The 21,085-nt window shown below is 37.2% G+C and carries 15 protein-coding genes; 4 read left to right on the top strand and 11 right to left on the bottom strand.

Features of this window, described 5'->3' with window-relative positions; all coding sequences use genetic code 11:
• Positions 1-11: 11 nt before the first annotated feature.
• Positions 12-1,004 carry a hypothetical protein gene (locus DCS95_RS09315; protein ID WP_116770512.1) on the bottom strand — a complete coding sequence of 331 codons (993 nt, stop codon included), beginning with the start codon at positions 1,002-1,004 and terminating at the stop codon, positions 12-14.
• 152 nt (positions 1,005-1,156) lie between these two features.
• Here DCS95_RS09315 and DCS95_RS09310 point away from each other — a divergent pair, with 152 nt between their 5' ends.
• On the top strand, positions 1,157-1,552 hold the full coding sequence (locus DCS95_RS09310; RefSeq protein WP_116770511.1) for a hypothetical protein: 396 nt from the start codon (positions 1,157-1,159) through the stop codon (positions 1,550-1,552).
• Positions 1,553-1,645: 93 nt separating this feature from the next.
• On the opposite strand, the gene DCS95_RS09305 is transcribed toward DCS95_RS09310, so the two are convergent.
• From DCS95_RS09305 to DCS95_RS09285, 5 genes are all read right to left on the bottom strand, one after another.
• On the bottom strand, positions 1,646-2,335 hold the full coding sequence (locus tag DCS95_RS09305; protein WP_116770510.1) for a hypothetical protein: 690 nt from the start codon (positions 2,333-2,335) through the stop codon (positions 1,646-1,648).
• An 87-nt stretch (positions 2,336-2,422) separates the two neighbouring features.
• On the bottom strand, positions 2,423-4,813 hold the full coding sequence (locus DCS95_RS09300) for a leucine-rich repeat domain-containing protein (protein WP_116770509.1): 2,391 nt from the start codon (positions 4,811-4,813) through the stop codon (positions 2,423-2,425).
• 93 nt (positions 4,814-4,906) lie between these two features.
• Positions 4,907-5,269: a hypothetical protein gene (locus tag DCS95_RS09295; RefSeq protein ID WP_244178428.1), complete on the bottom strand. Its 363-nt coding sequence runs from the start codon at positions 5,267-5,269 to the stop codon at positions 4,907-4,909.
• A gap of 68 nt (positions 5,270-5,337) precedes the next feature.
• Positions 5,338-5,751 (bottom strand): hypothetical protein, encoded by a 414-nt coding sequence (locus DCS95_RS09290; protein WP_116770507.1) that lies wholly within the window; start codon positions 5,749-5,751, stop codon positions 5,338-5,340.
• A gap of 120 nt (positions 5,752-5,871) precedes the next feature.
• Entirely contained in the window at positions 5,872-10,866 is a 4,995-nt protein-coding gene (locus DCS95_RS09285; protein ID WP_116770506.1) for a DUF4132 domain-containing protein, read from the bottom strand.
• Positions 10,867-11,125: 259 nt separating this feature from the next.
• On the opposite strand from DCS95_RS09285, the gene DCS95_RS09280 reads away from it, so the two are divergent.
• Positions 11,126-13,654: a leucine-rich repeat domain-containing protein gene (locus DCS95_RS09280; RefSeq protein ID WP_116770505.1), complete on the top strand. Its 2,529-nt coding sequence runs from the start codon at positions 11,126-11,128 to the stop codon at positions 13,652-13,654.
• A 102-nt stretch (positions 13,655-13,756) separates the two neighbouring features.
• Entirely contained in the window at positions 13,757-14,143 is a 387-nt protein-coding gene (locus DCS95_RS09275) for a hypothetical protein (RefSeq protein ID WP_164674158.1), read from the top strand.
• An 80-nt stretch (positions 14,144-14,223) separates the two neighbouring features.
• On the opposite strand, the gene DCS95_RS09270 is transcribed toward DCS95_RS09275, so the two are convergent.
• Positions 14,224-14,628, bottom strand: a complete 405-nt coding sequence (locus tag DCS95_RS09270; protein ID WP_116770503.1) for a response regulator — start codon at positions 14,626-14,628, stop codon at positions 14,224-14,226.
• A 353-nt stretch (positions 14,629-14,981) separates the two neighbouring features.
• On the opposite strand from DCS95_RS09270, the gene DCS95_RS09265 reads away from it, so the two are divergent.
• On the top strand, positions 14,982-15,593 hold the full coding sequence (locus DCS95_RS09265; protein ID WP_116770502.1) for an SIMPL domain-containing protein: 612 nt from the start codon (positions 14,982-14,984) through the stop codon (positions 15,591-15,593).
• Positions 15,594-15,781: 188 nt separating this feature from the next.
• On the opposite strand, the gene DCS95_RS09260 is transcribed toward DCS95_RS09265, so the two are convergent.
• Genes DCS95_RS09260 through DCS95_RS09245 form a run of 4 tightly spaced genes read right to left on the bottom strand, consistent with a single transcriptional unit; the run spans position 15,782 to position 21,083 of the window.
• Positions 15,782-16,867, bottom strand: a complete 1,086-nt coding sequence (locus DCS95_RS09260) for an alkaline phosphatase family protein (protein WP_116770501.1) — start codon at positions 16,865-16,867, stop codon at positions 15,782-15,784.
• A 6-nt stretch (positions 16,868-16,873) separates the two neighbouring features.
• Complete coding sequence (locus DCS95_RS09255; protein ID WP_116770500.1) at positions 16,874-18,460, bottom strand: fibronectin type III domain-containing protein; 1,587 nt, start codon at positions 18,458-18,460, stop codon at positions 16,874-16,876.
• A gap of 6 nt (positions 18,461-18,466) precedes the next feature.
• A complete protein-coding gene (gene pbfA, locus DCS95_RS09250; protein WP_116770499.1) occupies positions 18,467-19,819 on the bottom strand; it encodes a (R)-1-hydroxy-2-aminoethylphosphonate ammonia-lyase in 1,353 nt (450 codons plus the stop codon).
• On the bottom strand, positions 19,806-21,083 hold the full coding sequence (locus DCS95_RS09245; RefSeq protein WP_244178427.1) for a ComEC/Rec2 family competence protein: 1,278 nt from the start codon (positions 21,081-21,083) through the stop codon (positions 19,806-19,808). Before DCS95_RS09245 ends, pbfA begins: the two co-directional genes overlap by 14 nt.
• Positions 21,084-21,085: the final 2 nt, after the last annotated feature.

The raw sequence follows: 21,085 nt of genomic DNA, 5'->3' as shown, positions 1-21,085 counted from the left end.
CTCAGCCACTTTTACATTTGAATTCCTTCGGCTTCAACCCGTAATTTGATGAGTTCTAAAGTCTCATCATAGCTAATTTTATCGTTTTCCTGAGATATCATTTCCCCAAAATATAAATGCCCCGTATCTATATCGTAATAGGTAACATAGAGTCCGGTTAAAGGGTTTTGCCATTTCTCGTTTTTGTCATTATCTATCGTTGTATCGTTCAGGTATTGCACCCATGCAATTTTTGACAATGCCGTTTTATCCAAGATAATTTTTCTATAAGATTCGTCTATTTCATAATTGGGATATGAGGTATCCAAATCGGACTGCACACGCTCTTTTATCTTATTTTCTATAGCATCAAAATCGCTCATTTTTGGCGAAAGCATAAACATTTGCGGCTGCCATTGATTTTCAATATTCTCTAGCGGAATATCAATATATCCTTCGGGATGGGCTTCGGTCTTGATAAACAAAGACATGGTGTAGGGAATATCCAACTCCTCATAAGAGCTGTTCAACCTTGCGACAAACCTATCTATCAAATCATGTAAAGCAGCTGTTTTTATTTCCCCAGGAATAAAAATTTCAAACCTATCGTTCTCAAAATTGATTTCAGGAATTTCATTTATAAAATCGGCTTTTACTTTTTGTCGCGTTTCATAGCGTTTGCGTTCTCTTTCGTAGAGGTCCGCAATTTTTAAGTTTTCCGTTCCATAGTACGATAAGGTATCGTTCTCCAACAGCTTTTTCGGGTTCACATGGCAGTAAAATTCAATTTCAGGTATTTCTTTATTGAAAATAACCACGGTAAACATATTCGGATTCATGGTAGCGGCATTAAAGAACCGATTTAGTTCCCTAAAACCAAGCTCACCGTTGTGTTCTTTTTCTAAGTATTGCTCCAAATTGTCAGCTGCTTTGTTGGTTGAGATTCCACCCATAAAACGAGAAAAATTGTTTACGAAAATGAAAAACAGCACAAGTAAAACGCCTATTACAATCAATGTTTTCATACCTGAAATTTTATAAAGTGAAGTTAAAACGATTGCCTGCCGTACACCTCACGGAATTCCGTGAGTTTTACTTTTCACTTAATAGGGGTGCTTAGAAACTAACGCCTTAAAATACCTTTGAAGTATTCAAAATTACATCTAAAATATTCATCATGGGATTACAAGAAAAAAGAGCCGCCAAGGCAATTGAAGAACAATATGTAGGGGATTACCAAACCGAGATTAATGAAATAGTAGGTAAAGAATTACCGATTAACATTAACTGGGATACCTTTGAAATGGATTATATAAAATTTGTACCAAGCGTTTGTTTACAGCGTTTTACAGATGCTTTCAAAGAAGTTTGTACCGACGATTTAGGTAAAGAAGCCATTGCGGAAAGTATTAACAAGATTGAAGTGTATTGCATAGCCAATGAGGGTGCAGAAGACAAAAAAGAACTGAAGATAGAAGATGGTGTTTTCTCACTTACAGCTTGCTGGGGAGGTCACCACAGTGGATATTTCTCTGATTTGGTCATTAGAGAATTCTTGGAGAACAATCTTTAAGAATATTGGTCTGTAAAGACTATGTTGTTAGTAAAAAAGGAAAGCCTAATGGGCTTTCCTTTTTTTGTTTACTGCAATTTTGACCTTAACAGGCTACAAGCATTTTTCTATACGATCTTGCAATTTAGTTTTTGATGCGACACTCTTTAGCCCTTTTGAAACATCTATGGAAATAGAAAGCAGTTCATTTTCCAAGCTCACGTTATTCGCTTTCTCCAGTTTAAAAGAGATTTTGGCAATCGCATTTACGAACGCTTCTTTGGCAAGTGTATCGGTGGCTATGGATTCTAATGTGCCCTCTAAAATTGAGATTGATTTCTTGGCATAGAACTTTTCTACATCGTCTGGCTTTTCCTCATACGCATAGTTGATCGTAATTGCTTTCCCCAACATCTTTTCTGCTGATTGCTCTAAATCTCTAATCTCCTTTTTAAGTTGAAGTAGAGTCGGCACATCATCTGCATTCGGCGTAAAAGGAATGTTACCATCTGAAAATTGATATAGGTAATTTTCAATATTCCCTAGCGAGATCGAAACAATGGAATGCAACTCCACGTATTGCAAATCCGGTTTGTGGTCGTACCAATTACCGAGTAAAACGATGCTTTTTTCCGTGTCATAATTAATGAAGTACCCAGAGACATTACCTCTACTGGTACCGATAGACACGTTGGGCATTTGGGGTTTTTCTTTATTTCGTTCTTCGTCCGCTATTTCTTGAAGAGTTTTGAGCACCTGAGAAATTTCCAGCACAGGTAGCTGCAGCATTGTCTTAAAATCCATAATTCTGTTTTAATTTGATACAGTAAAGATGGACCGTATAGCGTAGAAATTAGTACCCGTTTTCAGTGATATTATATACTTATTCCATTAGAAGTATGTATTCACATGATTACTAAACTCCTTTTTCAAGATAGTATAACCAGGTGTAATTAAATATTTATACTTCTCAGGAGACATATTGCTACCTTTAAATTTTGAAATGTAATACTTGAGCTCTTTCAATTTTAATTTCTGAAAATATTCAGGAACACTATACTTAAATGAACACCCGTCAATACTTAAACGCGTAAGCTTAGGTAAATCCGCAATCCAAGTTGGCAGGTGATCAAAATCTATATTATCTACATACAACGTCTCTAGATTTTGTAGCTTTTTTAGGTATTCTGGAACTGCCTTCATATGATAACCAAAGTTTAATTCCGTAAGGTCAAGGGATGTTATATTCTCGGGAACATTGTCTACATCATCATGTATACCATTAAAGTGTATTTTTTTTAACCTAGTAAACTTGGCTAACTTTTCATACCCTTCCATATTAAAATCATAGCACAATGAAAGACTAAAGTTTTTAAGCGCAGGGGCTTCTAACGGTTCAAAAGTTGCCAAAGAACTTCTAGAAACATGTAAATTTTCTAATTGGTTCAATCTCACCTCAGGAAAAGAATTGGCAACCCTATAATGTTCTAGAAATATGGTTTTTAAATTAGGTGTATTACCCAAAATAACTTCCAAGTTTCCTGCGTTATATAACTTTAATTTTAACTCCTTTAATTGTTTGGCAGGAAAGCTGTTTATTGGCAAATTACTCTGATTATTGTTCGCTAAACACAAGCGCTCCAATTTGGTACAGTACTTTAAAACATCTTGAAAGTGAGCTGTTGTGCCATATGATTTTAGCTCTTTAAGCTTTTCAGGTTCTGGCAAATACTGTGTTAAGTCTTCTTCAGAAAACTGTTCACCACCAGTTATAGACCATAGTAATTTTGAAACAACAAAATGACAAAAAAAGTTCTTTAAATCTTGTATCGGTACGCTATCTAAATACGTCCGCTCTGTTCTAATAAGCCGGTTACCCGAAACAAGTTCCTTAATTCCCACAATTTTAAAGTCATTAATTCTAGCAGGCAGGCTGTTCGTATACAGTACCAAATTAGAACAATCACTTATTTCCAAAACTGCTAAGCTCTCTATATTCCTTAAATCTTCTGGTAGTGTTTCTACATCTGCATTTACAATTTTTATATGTGATAATTGAGAACATTTACCCAGGTGTCGCCATAGAATTTCGCTGTTTTTCAACTGAAACACTTCAATACTTTCCAATGATTTTAATTGTTCCAAGCCCACGGTTATGCTTGAAAAATCATATAACTCAGTAACCTTCAACTTTTTTAACTTTGGAAAATTTTCAGGATGGTTCAATACATATTCCAGTAAAGAAATGTTTGAAATTGATAATTCTGTATTTTCAAAAACAGTATTTCCATTACTAATCTGAACATTTTCATCTAACCGTACAGACCTAATATTTGGTAAAAACAGATACTTATCTTCAATACAATGAATCTGCGGAAGTTTTTGCAACCGCAACATCCATAGATTATGCAACATTAATTCTGCGGATGGTAATTCTGCTACATCTGCACAATCGAAAATCGATAATTTTTCCAATCTATTGAGCGAAACAATGGATTTCGGTATTTTTTTGATGTTTTTTAGGCGATAAAACCCTATTTCCTTTATGTTTTCAGGAAACAAAAGTTCTGAAATATCTTCAAGAGCCGCGTCATAAAAATTTAATTCAACCAATTTCGTAAGCTTATGAAACCTATTAGGTAATACAAAAGGCTGCTCACCTTCCTTTATACTTAGCGTCAACGAAAATTCTTTTAGGGATTTTAAATTGAAGAAGCTAATGGGAAGCTGCTGTAAATGTTCCAGATCCAATTCTAGTTCCTCCAAGTTTTCCAAACCCCCAATAGTTTCGGGCAATTTTTGGTAACTACCTTCTATTTCTAGGCTTTTGATTGTTTTAATATTGCAAAATTGCTCTAAAATGTTGTCTTGCAAATCGATTTCAATTATGAGTTTTTCTATTCCCTCAAATCTTTGAATTACTTCAGGTTGTTCTTCTAACTTCTCTGCAAGGGTTTCATTCACAAAAACCTGTAAAAAGCCTAGCTTGCCATATAATTTACCTAATGGAAATAGCGGGTCTTTTAAAGTGAAATTGATAAATGAGTTTAGTATTTTTTCACTGTCATCTCCCTTTTCCGGTAACTTACTTCTAGTCTTAAAAGCAGCATTAATTTCTACCGTACCATATTTTTCTATGTATTCAGCAATTTCATTAATGGTTTCCTTGTCCCTGGTCATTTTGCCCACTAGAAAAAGCTCATAGAGAAAAGCTTCAGGGAAATTATCATCCGTTTGTATATGCTTATAATAGGTGGAAAGGTAATTTTTATTGAATTCCATAATATGCGTAAAAAAGTAAGAAGGCAGCTATTAAATCTCTTCCGATATAAGTAAAAAAAATGGTGCTATTTAATTGAATGACTATTCCGCTCCTTAATTTATAGCCGTCATTCTTTTTAGAATAATGGGCACGAACAAGGCAAATTTAGCATTGAATTCTTCTTGAGAGGATGCGGTATTTATGGTCTTCACCATACTGCCCCAACTGTTAAATAAAGCTTCTTCTGCAGTTTCACCATCGGTATCCATATTCATGGCTTTTACCAGTTTAAAATTTTCATCTTCCTTGTAAAAACCAGTATTCTTTACTTTCTCAAAAATGTTCTCAAAGATATTTTGCGTAGCTAATAGCTCGGCAGCGCTAAGCGCTGCTTCTTGTGATGTTTTGATAGCTTCAAAAACGTCTATCATTAAATTCTGTACCTCATCATTGATGCTCTTGTCTAAATATGTCAAAATTGTATGCGTTTTAGTTGTTTGTTTGTGTTTTTAGGTAGATTATGCCTTGCGGGTATTTCCTCGTTCTACCAGTATGTACCTACTAAAAATGTCATTCGTATAAAAGCGATGACACTTTCTGAAGTGAGTTCTATAGGTGCTTTCAAATCGGTTACTTCGTCATCATCTATAAATACTACAAAGAGTCCGTCTTTAAAGGCTAGCAACACATTTTCTATCGCTTTTTGCTCGTTGGCGAGGTCTTTGTTCGCTAAATCACCAAAATCTACTTTACCGCTCTGTGCCTGGTCCTGAATTTCTGCGGGACTCAAAAAACCGACCACATTAACTTCCATCCGTTTTTTGTTGAACGCCGCTACCTGATTTTTTACACAACCGATTAAAAGTTCTTCCAGATTTTTTGGCGTTTCTTCTAAGGTAAAAGGCACTTGTTTTACCTTTTTCTTACCCAGTCTTTTTAGCTGTAATATGATTTCCATTGGTTTCTATTTTGTTTTTGCGTTAGGGATTGTCGTGAAAAGCCCACAGTGCGATAGCACGCGGACTTGCAACAAAAGCCCGACCCCACCTAAGTGGGGTAACGCCCTTTTCATTAACTTTTAGCTGTTTATCTGAGCCAAAATTGTTGGGTCTTGTATTTTATTGTCTTCCGATAGCAACTTCATTTTTGAAATGATTTCGGCAGATTTTGGGTCGTCGTCCACGAAGGGCAAAAACATGCGACCCCTATGCTGACTGTGCACGGGAATGATGGACAACGACAAGCCGTTTTTACTCACCTGACCGCTACCCAAATGTATGCTGTACTCGCCCAACGTGCCCTGTATAAATATGTGGCGCTCTTTGACCGTTATGTTGCTGAGCTTGAACAGTTTTGCCGATTCTTCGGCTAGGGCTGCGCGCATTTGCATGGTACTGTGGCTCGCCTCTGGGTCTACGCCGCCAACGTGGGCAACACTTACCACAAGGTCCATATCTCTCATGATCTCGCTAAAAACCACGGGCGGAATATCGGTCAGCGGAATGCGTTCGTGGGTTTCAATGGAATGGAAACACACTTCTTCTAGCGTTGGCGCCTCTACATCTGATGGGGAATACCAATCTGCCATGGCGTACATGGTGGCGATGAAGCCGCGTTTGTGATATACTTTCTGCAAGCCTTCTTCCCTACTCACCGTCCAGCCGCGACCTCTTAACAGTGCCACGGTCTGCTTGGGCTGAATTTGGTGCCCTTGGTAGCGCTCAGACCTATTGCTGTGCTCGCGTTCATCTTCGGTGAGCAAATACAGTTCTCTGAACACTTGCTTGAACGGCTGCACCAAACGCTCTGCAAAGAGGTGTTTCTGGTATACATCCCACTCTACCGCAGTGTATAAATGCGATGCGTGGGCAATGACCAACTCGTCTTCTTCTTGCAATTGATGCGTTTTTCCGGAAATATCCGTTAGGCTACCATCGGTATAAAAACCGGAAATTTCCTTTTCGGGAGCGAACAGCACCAACTTGCTCAACATCACTTTTACGATAGGATGCAGCATCATGTTATGAATCTCCAACGCGGTAAACTTATCTTCGTTTACCATGGCATTTTCTAACGATAATCGGGTTCTGCTGTACTGTCTAGACAAATACGTTTTGCTTTCCTTAAGCGCGACTACCTGCTTGTCTTTCCTCAGTTTAGCAGGAATCGATTTTAAGGATTTATCGCCTCTGGTAACTTTAATTTCGGCTTTACCCAGGTCGTTGATGACCAAGGCAATCGCTGTATCTTCAATAGTTAACACCGCATTTTCCATAATGGTCTGGGTTGCTTTCGCCTCCATTGCCCAACTGAAACGTACACGGTCTTGGTAACCCGCATTTCTAGACAAATTATCTAGGGCAATTTCTACCGCAGCCTTTTCGCTTTCTTGGCGCTGTGCCCCAAACTGCTTGCTTTCTTTTAAGAAATCTTGCAACAGGTTGTACCGCTTCAACAAATCTTTCTCAGGTACGGTTTTGCTTAACGGAATCAACCCTAAGGCACGCACATAATCCTTATCTCGCTTATCCTTGATTTTCTTTAAGGTCTCGGTAATTTTCACCTCGCCCAACATTACGCTTGAATATAATTTTACCAACCTGTGTGCATTACCATCGGTAATATATTTGGCGGCATCGTGCAATATTTTCCAGTTGGCTTTACCCAAACTGCCGTACACTTTATTGAACCAATCAATATCTATGGCACCCAATGAAAAGTCGGATTTTGGAATGTTGGAATACCTAGAAATAATGGTTTCTTTCTCACTACTCATATAATCAGAGGCGTGGGCTTGAAACCACCAAACGGCATCTTCCAACTTTTCCAATCCTAAATATTCACCAATTACACCTGCCCATTGTGTGGCGTAGCACGCCACTTCTATCAATCGTTTTTTGGGTATTTTATGTTCGTCAGCCAATGCTACAAAATCGGCATAACTCTCGGTTTCCTTAAAGGTTGTTTTCTTTAAAATAGAGCTGAAAAGCGACCTTTTGCTATTGCCATAATAACTGTAGCCACGCTCAAAGGTTTCTTTTCCCAAACGTTGCAATACCTTAAAAACAAAGTCTACCCCTTCTACGGTATGTATTGGAAAAATAAATTCCGTTGCCGGAGTCACTAAATCACCCCGTTCCAGCTCGGTTTCCAACAAGTTTGTTTTTAAGGGTAAAAACACATGTTTGGGAACGGGATTTTCTGCAATAGTACTCCTGCGGAATCTATAGTTAGAACCACCATCAATGATGGACATGAGCTCGTTGGAATATAATGCTTGAAAAAGAAGGTCATCGTCATTGATCAATCCTTCTTTATATAATTTTAAGGTCACCTCAATATCTGGAAACTTCAGGTTGCCCGAATTTCGTTTCTCCCTGGTTATTTCCTTTATTTCGGTTATCTCATCTGGATGACCAAGGTCTTGCGCTACCAAATACATAAGAAGGTCCCAATACCTTTTTAGGTCATCTTTAGAAAGCAATTCAATTTCATTTGCACTTAAATTACCTGCAAACGTAGTTATAATATCTGCCCAATTCGCCGTAATGGAATGGTGGTAACCACTTAATTGAAACTGTAAATATCGTAACCGTTCCGGAAAAGTTGCAACCATATCCTCAAAGACATCCAACTTATACGAAACAACTGTACTTCTATCTGCGTACACTTTAAAAAGACGCCCAATAATGGTACTGTACGTTCTTATTTTGGTATAATAGTTTTCATTGTCATTAAGGTGTAGCCCTGTTAAATCGGGAAAAAACTGTTTCATAAAAGGTATCAGTTCTTCATACTGCCCAAAGGGATAACTTTTATGGTTTAGATAACGCAAGACGGCACTCATTTCAAAATCGTTCAGCTGACTTTTCTCGTACCAAGCCACCCAAATATTTGACAATGGCAAATTATGCAAACGGTCTTCTGCCGTGGCATGCTCGTCTAGTCTTTTAATATCATGAAGCCCGCGGTTAATAAAAGTAGTATCGGTTTCACCTTGGTAGCCTTCCATCTGGTATTCATATTTTCCGTTTTCGTTCACCAAAGCAATTAGGCTGTTAACGGTGGCTATGATTTTATTGACATCTATAATATCCTTAAACTTAAAGTCCGAGGATATGGAGCCTTTAATACCCAATTTATCCAAGAAACTAGATTTAACTTCAAAGCGCGGTTGGGGTTGGTACACGGCACTTAGATTATCATAATCGATAGCTCCAAAACCGTTGCTGAAATTGTATTCATCCTTATTTTTAACGAACTTATTTAAAAGTACCTGTTCGTTTTTAGTGATTTTAGGTCGCTCGTTAAAGGCGGCTACTTGCGCTTCAACAAAATCTGGATATCTGTTCTCGGCATCTAAAATGGTGAGTATCTCCAAACCTGCCAATCGTTGGTCTATACTTTTTGCCGTTACTAAATTGGTGGCGCTTGTTTTTACATCATCATTAGGCAAACTGACCAATAGTTGAATTACTGCGGTACGCATACTTTTACCTTTGCGTTTCAGCAAATCTTCTGCAATCTCCAAATCTGTATCATATAAATACATCTTTCGGAAAATGTTGAGTCCCGTTGCCATAACACACTCATTTCTATTGTACACCGCCTTTCTTGCCAATGCCCTACGCCATGAGTATTTATCGTAGTCCAACTTTACTTTTTTCTCGTCGGTCTTATAGTGGTGAAACGCATAACTGTAATGTATTGGAAAAACTTTACGAATGTAGGTTTCCCTAAATTCCGATGGCAATTCATCTAAATCATTTGCCATTAGCTCCAGCTGTTGTTCCGTAGCTTCATGCAATAAAAACTGATAGAAATATTGTGAGCTAGGGGTAAAACTCCACCAAGAAAAAATCTTGCTTTCATATGTTTTTCCCTTATTCCCAACTGTTTTTGCAACCTCGAACAATTTTACGAACGTATCATTATCCAACTGCATTTCCGGTAAGTTTACCGCCATCCAATGGTCTAGCGCATAATCTTTCCCTAATTCCTTTATGAAATAAGGTACCAAAGAATCATTGGTACGCTCGGTTTTACTCATAAAGTAAAGCGCTAGAATCTTTTTGTTTCTATCTGCTGAAGAATACACGATATCCAAGGCTTTGGCATTGGCTTTATCCGCATCTAAAATACCGATAGCCCATAATGCCACCAACACCTCAATATTATCCTTGCTCTGCAGCAGCGTATCTACTTCTTTTAAGTTTAAAATCAGGGAATGCGCCAATTCTAAAATACGATTGATGACCGATTTCTTTGGCGCTTCCCAATTTAATCCGAACCAAGTGTTTACCGCCCGTACCACACTACTGAAACGGGTAAGGTCGTTCTCCAACACCACATTGATCATGTATTTTAAAGACTGGAGTCCCGCTTCATCCATAGATTCCAAAATGGACTGTCGCAAACCTTCTTGGCGCTGTGCCGCCAACAATAATTTACCCACCATCTCCCAATGCTTTTCATCTTCGGATAATAACAAAGCTTTGATAATATCTTGACTTACACCTCCAATTTCATCTTCGCCTTGAATAATATCGTTCAATAATTCATTGAACATATCTCCACTATTCTGCAAAACAATAGCTAAAAAAACACTGTTAGAATGTGGGTAATACGTGCTGTATTGAAAATGTTCTTGTAAGGTGAGTCCACAAAAACCAGAACGGCTAGCGCTTAAAAAATTACTGAATATCGTTAGTTTATTCTGTAAAATATCTTCACTGGGTTGAGACCTAAACGCTTTACGACCATAGCTTCTTTGGTAGGGCATGGTGTTAATAAAATCCCACATGGCAGCTAAATACGGTGCCTGCACCAAACCAAATAATTGCATACCCAAGCGCATACCTTCTTCCGTTGCCCAAGGGTTGATGGTTAAAGGATCATCAAACTCGCTCATGAAGTCATTTATATCATAGTATGTATACTCCTCTTTTTTTATCCTGCCTAGAATTTGCCCAAGCCTTCTGTAGGGTTGAGAAAAGGGACGAAATTCAAAACGGTCTACTGCTGGTTTTTGATGTTGACCTATATATTTATGAGCTTCTTCTGCTGGAATCATATGATGCTATTCTTTATGCTTTTTATTCTGAAATAACGACTTAACAACAATTGCCTACATATAAACTATCGCGGCACAATGTTATTTTACAGTCGCAAATTAATTATGGCAAGGTAGCCGGATTTCAACTTTTCCTTCTAACGGAATTTGGGGATTTTTTCAACTACGGGATTTTTTTGGTTCTTAATATCACGGAATGCAGTGACAAAAATTCGCATGCATTTAAAAAACTTTGTACATCTAAACTATTACGTGTGTTATGCCGAATACCAACGAAACTCCTCAATTCGATTTTTTTGAGATAGATGCATCTTTTGAAGCAGTTAAAAAGAGTGCCAGCTACCCTGAAGATTTTTACTATGAAATCTTTGTTATAGCAAAAACCACGGCTAACAAAGAAATTAGAACGGAGTGTACCAACATTATAAAAAAGCAAGCACCGGAGAATTTACAGGAGGCATTTAAAAGCCGAAAAAAGATAAGTCAAAAAGGAGGTGTGAAATCCGTAGACTCCAGATTGGTTGCGATGTTGGAATACGGATTGCTTTCTGATGAACTAGACCTATTTAAACTACACTCGTTATTATTCAAAGAACCCGAATTAGGGCTATTCAATTTCACCAAAAACTTTTTAGACCGTTTGGTAGAACACCCGAATATATTAGGCAGATTAAACGGTATTCAAAAATTAGAAATCTCTCTAAAAGATGAGGGAAACAGCTATAATCCTATTCTAGAGTATTTGCCACAAGTGACGAGTTTAAAAAAATTGGAAATAAAGGCAGATTTTGAGCAACTACCAGAAGAGTTGGGCAACCTTGTCAACTTGAAGCAAATGAAGCTGAACATGCCTTACTTAAAGCAAATTCCTGCTTCAATAGGTAAACTAAAAGCACTAAAAGAATTCAACGTTAAAGGCGATTACTCTTTTGGAGGCGATGATAACAATACCTATTTAAAAGATTTCAATTGGCTGTCACACCTCACAAGTTTAAAAGTGCTAAAGTTGCAAAATGTAGGAGTAGAAGATTTGTCTGAAGTTGTATTTCCATCCACTTTGAACAAGATAGATTTGTTCGGTTTAGATGAGCTTACAGCATTGCCAAAGGAAATGAAAAACTTACCGAAAATAGAAAAATTTAAAGTAGTTTCAGACAGTTTAGCAACCTTGCCAACAGGGTTTGAAGCAATGCCAGAGTTAAAGCTGTTTGAACTTATAGCCCCTAAAATAACAACCATTTCTGCAGATTTCTTTTTTGGTTTTGAATCGAAACCGAATTTGGTGACAAAAATTGGCAATCGTAATGTAGACATTGCCCCAATGACCAAAAAATCAAGCCGAAAAGAACTGAATTTAGACACACCCAAACTGCTAAATTATGTGTTGGACAATGCGGAGTTTTTTCAAGAATTGACCACCATTTCAATTGATTGCGAAGCTCCGGAAACAAAGCATACAAACACCTTGGCAGCATTTAAAAACCTAGCCAACATAACCTTTAAACTAGTACCTAACTTCGATTGGATTTTTGATGGGATAAATGAATTAGATACATTAGAAAGTGTCACCTTGTATAAAAACACTTCTTATGCCACACCTGTAGACGAAGCACCTAGTTCGGTAATTGTACCCAAAGCACTTTCTAAAATTGAAAAACTAAAACAGTTCACTGCTCAATTCGATAATCATTTGGAATTAAGCACAGATGCATTGCCAATACATACAGAGCAGCTGACCATAAAAGGTTTAAAAGGAATTGTTCCTGGAAAAACGAAACGTTCGGCAACTCAGGTGTATGTTGAAATTACTCCTATATCCAATTTAAAAGAGTTTTATAATGTTGTGGATGCCGAACTGATGGAATTAGGTAAAAACAACTCCTATATCGCAGGTGAATCGGGATTCGGGTTTCTTAAAAATCCAGAGAATAGTAAGAAATACGAATATAGCGGTCCCGCTAAGAATGTTGCTGAGCTGTTAAAAACTTGTCCGAATTTAGAACGTCTTTTTATTGAGTTTCCCGAAGACAAACCAGAATTCTGCGCGGGACTTTCTGGTTATAAAAACTTAAAATTAAAATCCCTACAACTCAATAATTACAAAGGAGATAGTGCCTCATTGCAATCGGTTTTGGAGCAAACTCCCAATCTTGAACATCTGGAGCTAAGAGAATGTGAGGGTATCCAAAATTTTCCAAAGGTGAGTTTAAATAAGCTTAAGATACTAGAATTCTACAGCTGTGATGTTCAAACCGTAGCTGCCTTAGAGGTTTCAAAAATAGAAGCCTTTAAAGTTAATTTCTGTGATGACTTTGGATATGATGCAGTTGAGACCATCACCCAATGGAAAACCTTAAAATATCTTTGGTTAGAACATATATCCAAAGAAATGAAAACCTACCCAGAAGCAATAGCCACTTTAAATCTGGATACACTTTTAATAAGCGGAAAGAACAGCAAAAGAGAAATACCACAATGGTTAGGCACTATGAAATCGCTTCGTGTTTTGGGAATAGAAGGTTTTAAACAAGTCACGCTACCCAAAGAATTGGCTACGCTCACCCAATTGGAAGTTTTGAGTATAACCGGTTGTGAATTTCAAAAGCGCATACCGGAAGAGTTCACAAATCTTAATTTAAAGAAATTGGTTTACTGGACCTCTAAATTTTCGGGCAGTAATATGAAATATGAACTATACGAGCCACTTGTAGGCAAGTGTATTGCTCAAAGGTATTTGGATGATGAAGATAAAATAACTCCGTTTAAACTTGCTAGCAAAGATGTATAAAATGGTTTCTAATTATCACATTTTTGAGATATTATATTGTGCAATAACATTAATAAACATTAACCTTAAAAACTATATTATGATGAAATTATAAATTTAAAAATGATGGACAAGCAAGAATTATTGGGAAAAGAATTAAGTAACCTGTATGCCATAAACAAGCAGGTAAACCATTATTTCAACAATTGTGACATTAGCTTTTTAGATGAGCATAGACAACAAGCCATTAAAGATTATATTAACGCCAATACTAAAAATGAAGAATTGGTAGCCAAAACATTGCGGTCGTTAGAAGTAAACCCGGGCAACACAGTAGATTCCATAGTGAACGAAATCATTGAGAACCTACAAGAAATCTGCCTGAAGAAAACAGATAACAAAGCATTGGACGGTTTAGGGTATATGATGTCTTTTAATAGACTAGTTAGCTATCACAAGGCAAATGTGGTCAATATTGATTTTATCTTAAATGAGCTGGAGGTTGCATAAAACCAACAATGCACCTTTTGACACTTTCAATATCATACAGAAGACTTAATAGTTGCAGACGTTTTAAAACCTGCCAACTATTAAACAGCAGTCTTACTCATGGTAATAATGTCATTCAAATTTTTTGAGATCAATGGTTTAGTGATAAAATCACGAACCAACTCATACTCTTTTGCCCTTTTCATTTCATTTTCGCCGTACATTGAACTTACTATATACACCTGAGGTTTGTTCTTTAGTGGCAATTTTGAAAATTCATCCAAAAAACCCCAGCCATCCATTATGGGCATATTAAGATCCAGTAATATAATATCTGGCATTTGCTGCCCTTTATTCAATTGGGCGGTTAAATTGGTTAGCGCTTCATCTCCATCCTCATAAACAAGAATATCAGCACTCATAAAATTGTTATGGTTCAAAAGTATTTTAGTACCATACACACAAATAGGGTCGTCATCTATAATACAAACTGTATCTTTTTTCATAGCTAATTACATTCGTTAATCCCAGGGGGGAATTCTAGTTCTCAAATTAACAGGATTTAACTTACAAATATATTTTGAAAATAACTAATGATTTATATACAAAATGCAATATACAATGGGAATACCAAAGAATTTGACTAGTGATTCCTAAAAATATACAGTAGAAATTTCATAATAAAAGTACGAAACAAATTACAATCATCTGAAATAATAAAAAAATGACCCTAAAATAAGAATTATGTAAAAATATAGACCCCTCAAAATTATAGCCTTACTTGTCACATAAACAACTGACAATATGCTTCTTAGACAATTAATAAATAAACTTTCAAAATTTAAAATCACAAACACAAATGAGAAAAATTAGCTACATCCTTTTATTGACCCTTTTTGGAATTACCGCTATGCAGGCACAGATCGACACAAAGGCAAAAACCGTAACAGTTACCGCCAGTGCGCCATTAGAAAAAACAATTGTAAAATACCGTGTTAAAGCCACACTAAGTATGGATCAAGTATATTATGCAGACACCAGAGTAGAAAACCTAGAGCAGTTAAAAAAACAATACTTTCAAGAATTGAAAGATTTAAATATTGATACGGCTATCTTTCAAGAAAAAGAAATGGAATATTTTTCTTTAGGATATCAACGAGATGGTACTATCTTATACTATGAGACCGACTCTAAAGAGTTAGCCATGAAATTATTAAAAACTAATTTATTAGGCGTACAACTTCAATTTCAAGTAAAACAAATAGTATCGTCAGTGAATAATAAAATGGCATTAAATGCTGCATTGGAAAATGCAAAAACGTATGCTACTGAACTATGTAAAACCATAAACACTAGTTTAGGTGAAATTAAAGCTATTAGCAGTAGTTCTAATTATAATGATGATTGGACAAGTTTTTATGCAGACTACCAAGAACAACTAACGGTCAACGTTGAATACAACATGAATTAAAAGTTTTATCTCTTAATTATTAAAAGGGCTGTTATTAAAAATATAACCGCCCTTTTAATTTTTAATTAGTTACAAAAAAACCAACACCAAAATTAATTGGCATTGGCTTTTTAACAACTCTAAATTATTCTAAACTCACCGTAAAAATGGCGATTAATACTATCTTTTATTTAAAGAAATTGTCAATGTTATTTTAAGTTTATGGGCTTTGCCGACATTGACCTATCATCCGATTTTAAGCTTAAGATTTTAGCTAACGTTGGTGCTATCTGATTTGCAAATAGTTGACCATTGCCCACTTCACCAACAGGATTTACATTTGGTCCCAAAATAGCGATCCAAGTGTGCTCGGCTCCTTTTACATCTGTACCATGACTTGTCCATTTTGAATCTTCTTGAACACCATCTCCCCTACCATGATCTGTAGTGATTATGAAATAGGTATTGTCTTTGTAAAATGCAACATTTTGTACATAATCCCACAAATCTGCTATTAAAGCATCGGTGTTGTGCAATGATTTCATATAAAAATCAAACTGACCGCCATGTGCAAAATCATCTGTTTCACCATAAGAGATGTACACCACTTTCGGATGATTCTTTTTAACATACTCCTTCGCAAAGTGATGTGTAAAAACATCTAAGCGAACACTTTCCCAAATTACGGGAGCCTGCTCTTGAATCTCATTTAAAAATTGTTCTTTTTCGTTCAGATCTCCAATTGCGTTCATGTAGCCCGCATTAACAGGTATACCGCTTCTTTTATCGTTGATGATGTACGGAAACACATCCCAACTGGCGAAGGCCGCTACTTTGTTCTTATATTCATCTTGGCTGTTTGCCAATTCTAACACCGTTACGTTCTTATTATAATTTTTATCGTTACTATCAATATGGGCGTCATCTGCCTTACCCGTTAAAATCTCATTATACCCAGGGTAGGAAAACAGCATTTTATTGGTTAAATCTACCTTGCTCCCTTTATTTCTATTACCATACAATTGTCCTTCTTTAGCAATGGTATTCCAAAAAAAAGGCATCAACATTTTTCTATTTTCTTCTTCAGATTGTCCTACGAATTTTTCAGTAAGCAACTCTTTATTTTGTGTGAATTCACTATTCAACAGGTCAGTATCCATACCTGTGAACACATCTTGCCAGCGCACGCCATCCAACGTAATTAAAAACACATTGGGATCTTTATCTTCTTGAGCGTTTATCTGTGTGGTAACAAATAGCATTGTCACCAAAAACATTCTTAATAATACTTTCATAATCAATTAGTTATTTGTTTTAAACGACTGCGTTTTTGACCAATCGCTCCAATTTAAATGCTGGTCTCTGTAACGTACACGCCAATAATAATTGGTATTTGGTTTTAGCCTTTTGGTAGGCTCATCGGTTAAGTTATCATTTTTTTGTCTGTTCTCCCCGTAATACCAGTTTTCAGATTGCTTCCAACTATCCAATACCAAATCACTGAAATCTTCGGTGGTGGCAATTTGCCAGTGCGAAGCCGCATGGTAGGCATCTTTCAACGTACTTTTAAAAGGTTGCGCCTTTAACATTCCGCCAGTATACTCCACCGTACCATTAAATGCAATAGCTTGTGGAGTATTGGGTTTATATTCATTTGCGTAGATGACGATTTCATCGGTCTTTTCATTTTCCCTGAACTTGTATTCGTTACCACGGCTTATTCTTTTGATCGTAAACTTAGGGTTGTTCTTATTGGCGTCTACCTCAACCATAACAAAACCATACTCATCTTGGGTAACGCTAAACTCATCATAATCCCTACCTTCAAATTCTCCCCAATTATCTATTGCACCTCCTGCCGAGGCTACGTTGATCCAAAGGTGTTTATGATCTTTAGACTGTCCTCTTGAATAGCCATGCGTATGACCAAAAAAGTGCAAACTAGGTTTACCGGTTTTTGTAGTGAACTCTTCTAACATGTTTACCACTTTAGCAGAAGATTCCTCTTCACCGGGAATCCATAATTCTGATTTATGAGGATGATGCAATTGTGCGAAAACAAAATCGATTTCCTCATTCTTAGCCGTCTCTTCAAGCAATGATTTTAACCATGCAAATTGTTCTCGGCTATCACGATAACCATCATTAGAATTCAGCCCGATGATTCTCGTATTGCCATAATCCTTATACCACCAATGCTCGGCATACGCAGGCGTACCGTTCTTTGGTAGACTGAAATACTTGAAATAATAGTTGGAGTTTCGTTCATGATTTCCCAATACAGGATACACGGGTACTTCAGCAAATAGGTTTTGCGCGGGCTTAAAAAAGTCATTCTGCCATTGCTCATATTTTGCTCCGTTCTCCACCAAATCTCCGGGAATCAATACCATTGCCAAATCATCTGGCACATCATTACCATATTCCGATTTTAAAAAAGGAAGCACTCCTTTGTTTACTATTTCATTGAACTTATCTGGATTTTGATGGTCTATTTGCATATCGCTCATCGCCAAAAAGTTGAACGATTCGTTATCACTAGCAAATGGAGGAGTTTTAAACTGAAAAGTATCGGATACCAACTTACCGGTCTTTACCCGATAATAATACGTAGTAAACCTTTTGAGTCCGGTTAAGTGCACTTCATGAATACGAGAAGTACTGAAGTTAATATCATAAGCATTTCCGTTTGTCTTTTTCCCCAATTTTGGTGTAGTACCATATTCCACAACACTTTCTTCACCCAACGATGTCTCCCACTTAACGGTAATTTCGGTAGGGTTCGCATCTTGTAAATAAGGCTGAACCACAAAAGCTGCCTTTTCTTGGGCATTTAGAATAATTCCCCATAAAAGGACTAACAACACATTAAATTTTATTGTTTTCATACGTATCTAATTACTCGCACTTTCCAGTGCATTTTCTAAAATTATCAAGGCTTCTTTTAGCTCTTTTCTTGAGATGGTCAAAGCTGGCGCCAACTGTAGTACGTTGCCGGCAGACACCTTAAAACTCAATCCGTTTTTAAGGCATTCATACATTACCTTTTCTGCTTGCTGCACCGCCTTTTCTTTTGTTTCCCTATCGGTAACCAATTCAACACCCCATAGTAGACCGCGACCACGTATATCACCGATCAGTTCGTACTTTTCTTTTAAAATGGTCATTGATGTGCACATGTTCAGCGAGTCACCAGCAACCTTATGCAAGATTTTTTCGTCTTCTATAATTTCTAAGGTAGTTAAAGCTGCCATGGCACCTAACGGACTTTTCTCATGGGTATAATGACCCAATGAAATATCTGGAAATGTGTTATACCTATCTCTGGTAACGATACATGCCTGAGGAAAAATTCCGCCGCCCAATCCTTTACCCAAACAAAGAATATCGGGTTCAATGTCATAATGCTCAAAAGCAAACATTTTACCTGTTCTACCTAAGGCAATGGGAATTTCATCTAAAATAAGAACCACTCCATATTTATCGCACAGGGCACGTGCCTCTTTCCAAAACCCTAGAGATGGCAATTGTACATCGGTATTTCTTACGGTTTCTGCAACAAAGGCTCCAATATCACCTTCTTTGGCGAAAACATATTCTAAATGCTCCAAACATTTGGCTTCATTACCTTCAAAAATTCCGCGATAGGTTACCGGTGGCGGAATGCGTTCAACTCCCGGCATCATGGGACCCATATACTCCCTAAAAACCGCTTCGCCACCAACACTGATCGCATCTAAAGATGCGCCATGAAAAGAATCCCAGAAAGAGACCACTTTAAACTTGCCCGTAATGGCTCGTGCCAGTTTTAGGGCAATACCGATGGCTGAACTACCATTTGGGGTCATTAAAACCCGATTTAAATCTGAAGGAAGTAAAGAGGCGAGCTTCTCTGCAAATTTTATAGCAGGCTCATTCGTATATCTTCGGGTAGAAAAAGATAAGCCCTTTAATTGCTCGGTTAAACGCTTTACCAATTTAGGATGTGAAAATCCTAATTGATGCACATTATTACCATGAAAATCAAGATAGCGCTTACCAGATATATTTTCTATATGTGCACCGTTACAATTACCAAGCACGTCTAAGCACGGAGTTGATAATGCTTGATAAAAAAAGAAACGCGCATCTTTTTCCAATAATTTTAAGGTTTTAAGATCAGTGATACCTTCAATCCACTCATTTCTTGCCTTGGTATTGTTTATATCGCCTTCGGTACGCTTGTTCTGTAGTTTATCTTGCTTCATACGGTCCGAATTTTGCGGTTATTTCTCTTTTATCCGTGGTATCATCAAGTACAAAAATGGCGTAGCTATTTCCATTAGGATATACGCGTAGCACTATATGACCATTTTGACTTTTGTATTGATCCAGTCTACCACCAATAACATCTTTATTTGCCTGCAACATGACGTTAGAAAAAATGTCACGTTCTCCCGGATATAGTTCTTTGGATGTTATTCTTCTCAATACTTCATCACCTGGGTGGTCTGATGACCAGTTTTGTTGAATCCATACCCGTGGTCTCAATGTGCGCACGTAGACATCATTCTGCGAATCGCGATTGCCATGATGATTTAAGGTTGCCACATCTACCGCTCCAATAACGGGTGCAATATGAGATTCCACAGAATTATCATCGGTAGCACCTATACCATTTACTCCACTTATATCTCCACCGGTAAAATAATCGAACTTTCCATAGCTAATTTTAATACAGGTACTCAAATTATTCTCACCCGGGTATTCCCCTTTTGAAAAAAGAGCCAATGTATCATTACCTACCCCCGTCCAAACTGTTCCGTTTACGGCAATATTGCGAATATTAAAATTGTGATACTTTTTCGCTTTGTTCACCAAAGCGATCTGGTTATTTTGCCCTGGTATCAATTGCTCGTGTACCAAACCATTTCGAGTTTGTTCAGCCGCTAGAAACTTCCAATAGTTCTTAAGCGTCGGCACCATACCATAGGCATCATTTTGAAACCTTTCTTGATTTTGAATCTCGGGGTTACGTAAATTAATGGGGTACGTAAAGCCTCTATCCAACACTTTATGTATAGGAAACTTATTGCCTACTTCGGTAATACCAGTGAGCCTATAATCACCATTTGCGGCTTTTATCCTTAAACTATCCAATTCACCAAAATGATCATCATGATAGTGTGTGATCAGCGCATAATCCAGTTGTTTTTTATATCCTTTCGGAAAAAACTGATGCATATAATCAACGATCCACTCTGGTGCTGTTTTATTTGTATTTGGCAATCTAGGTGCATTTCTTGCCGACAAGGTTCTCGGGTGGGTCTCAGACATATCGCCAGCATCAATCAATAAAGTAGTACCGTCTGGTAAAATGGCAAAAGCGGCATCTCCCCTACCTGTATTGATATGGTGAATATCCATCATTCCCTCTTCCCAGCTGGGTAATTGCATATTGACACCTTGAGAATAACAAAATGCCGATACCAAAAGAATCTGTATAACTAAGAGGTATTTGTACTTTTTCAATG

It is taken from the genome of Maribacter litoralis (genome assembly GCF_003075045.1).
GTDB lineage: Bacteria > Bacteroidota > Bacteroidia > Flavobacteriales > Flavobacteriaceae > Maribacter > Maribacter litoralis.
The sequence above is the reverse complement of the archived record's forward strand: the minus strand, read 5'-3'. Positions and strand labels throughout refer to the sequence as shown.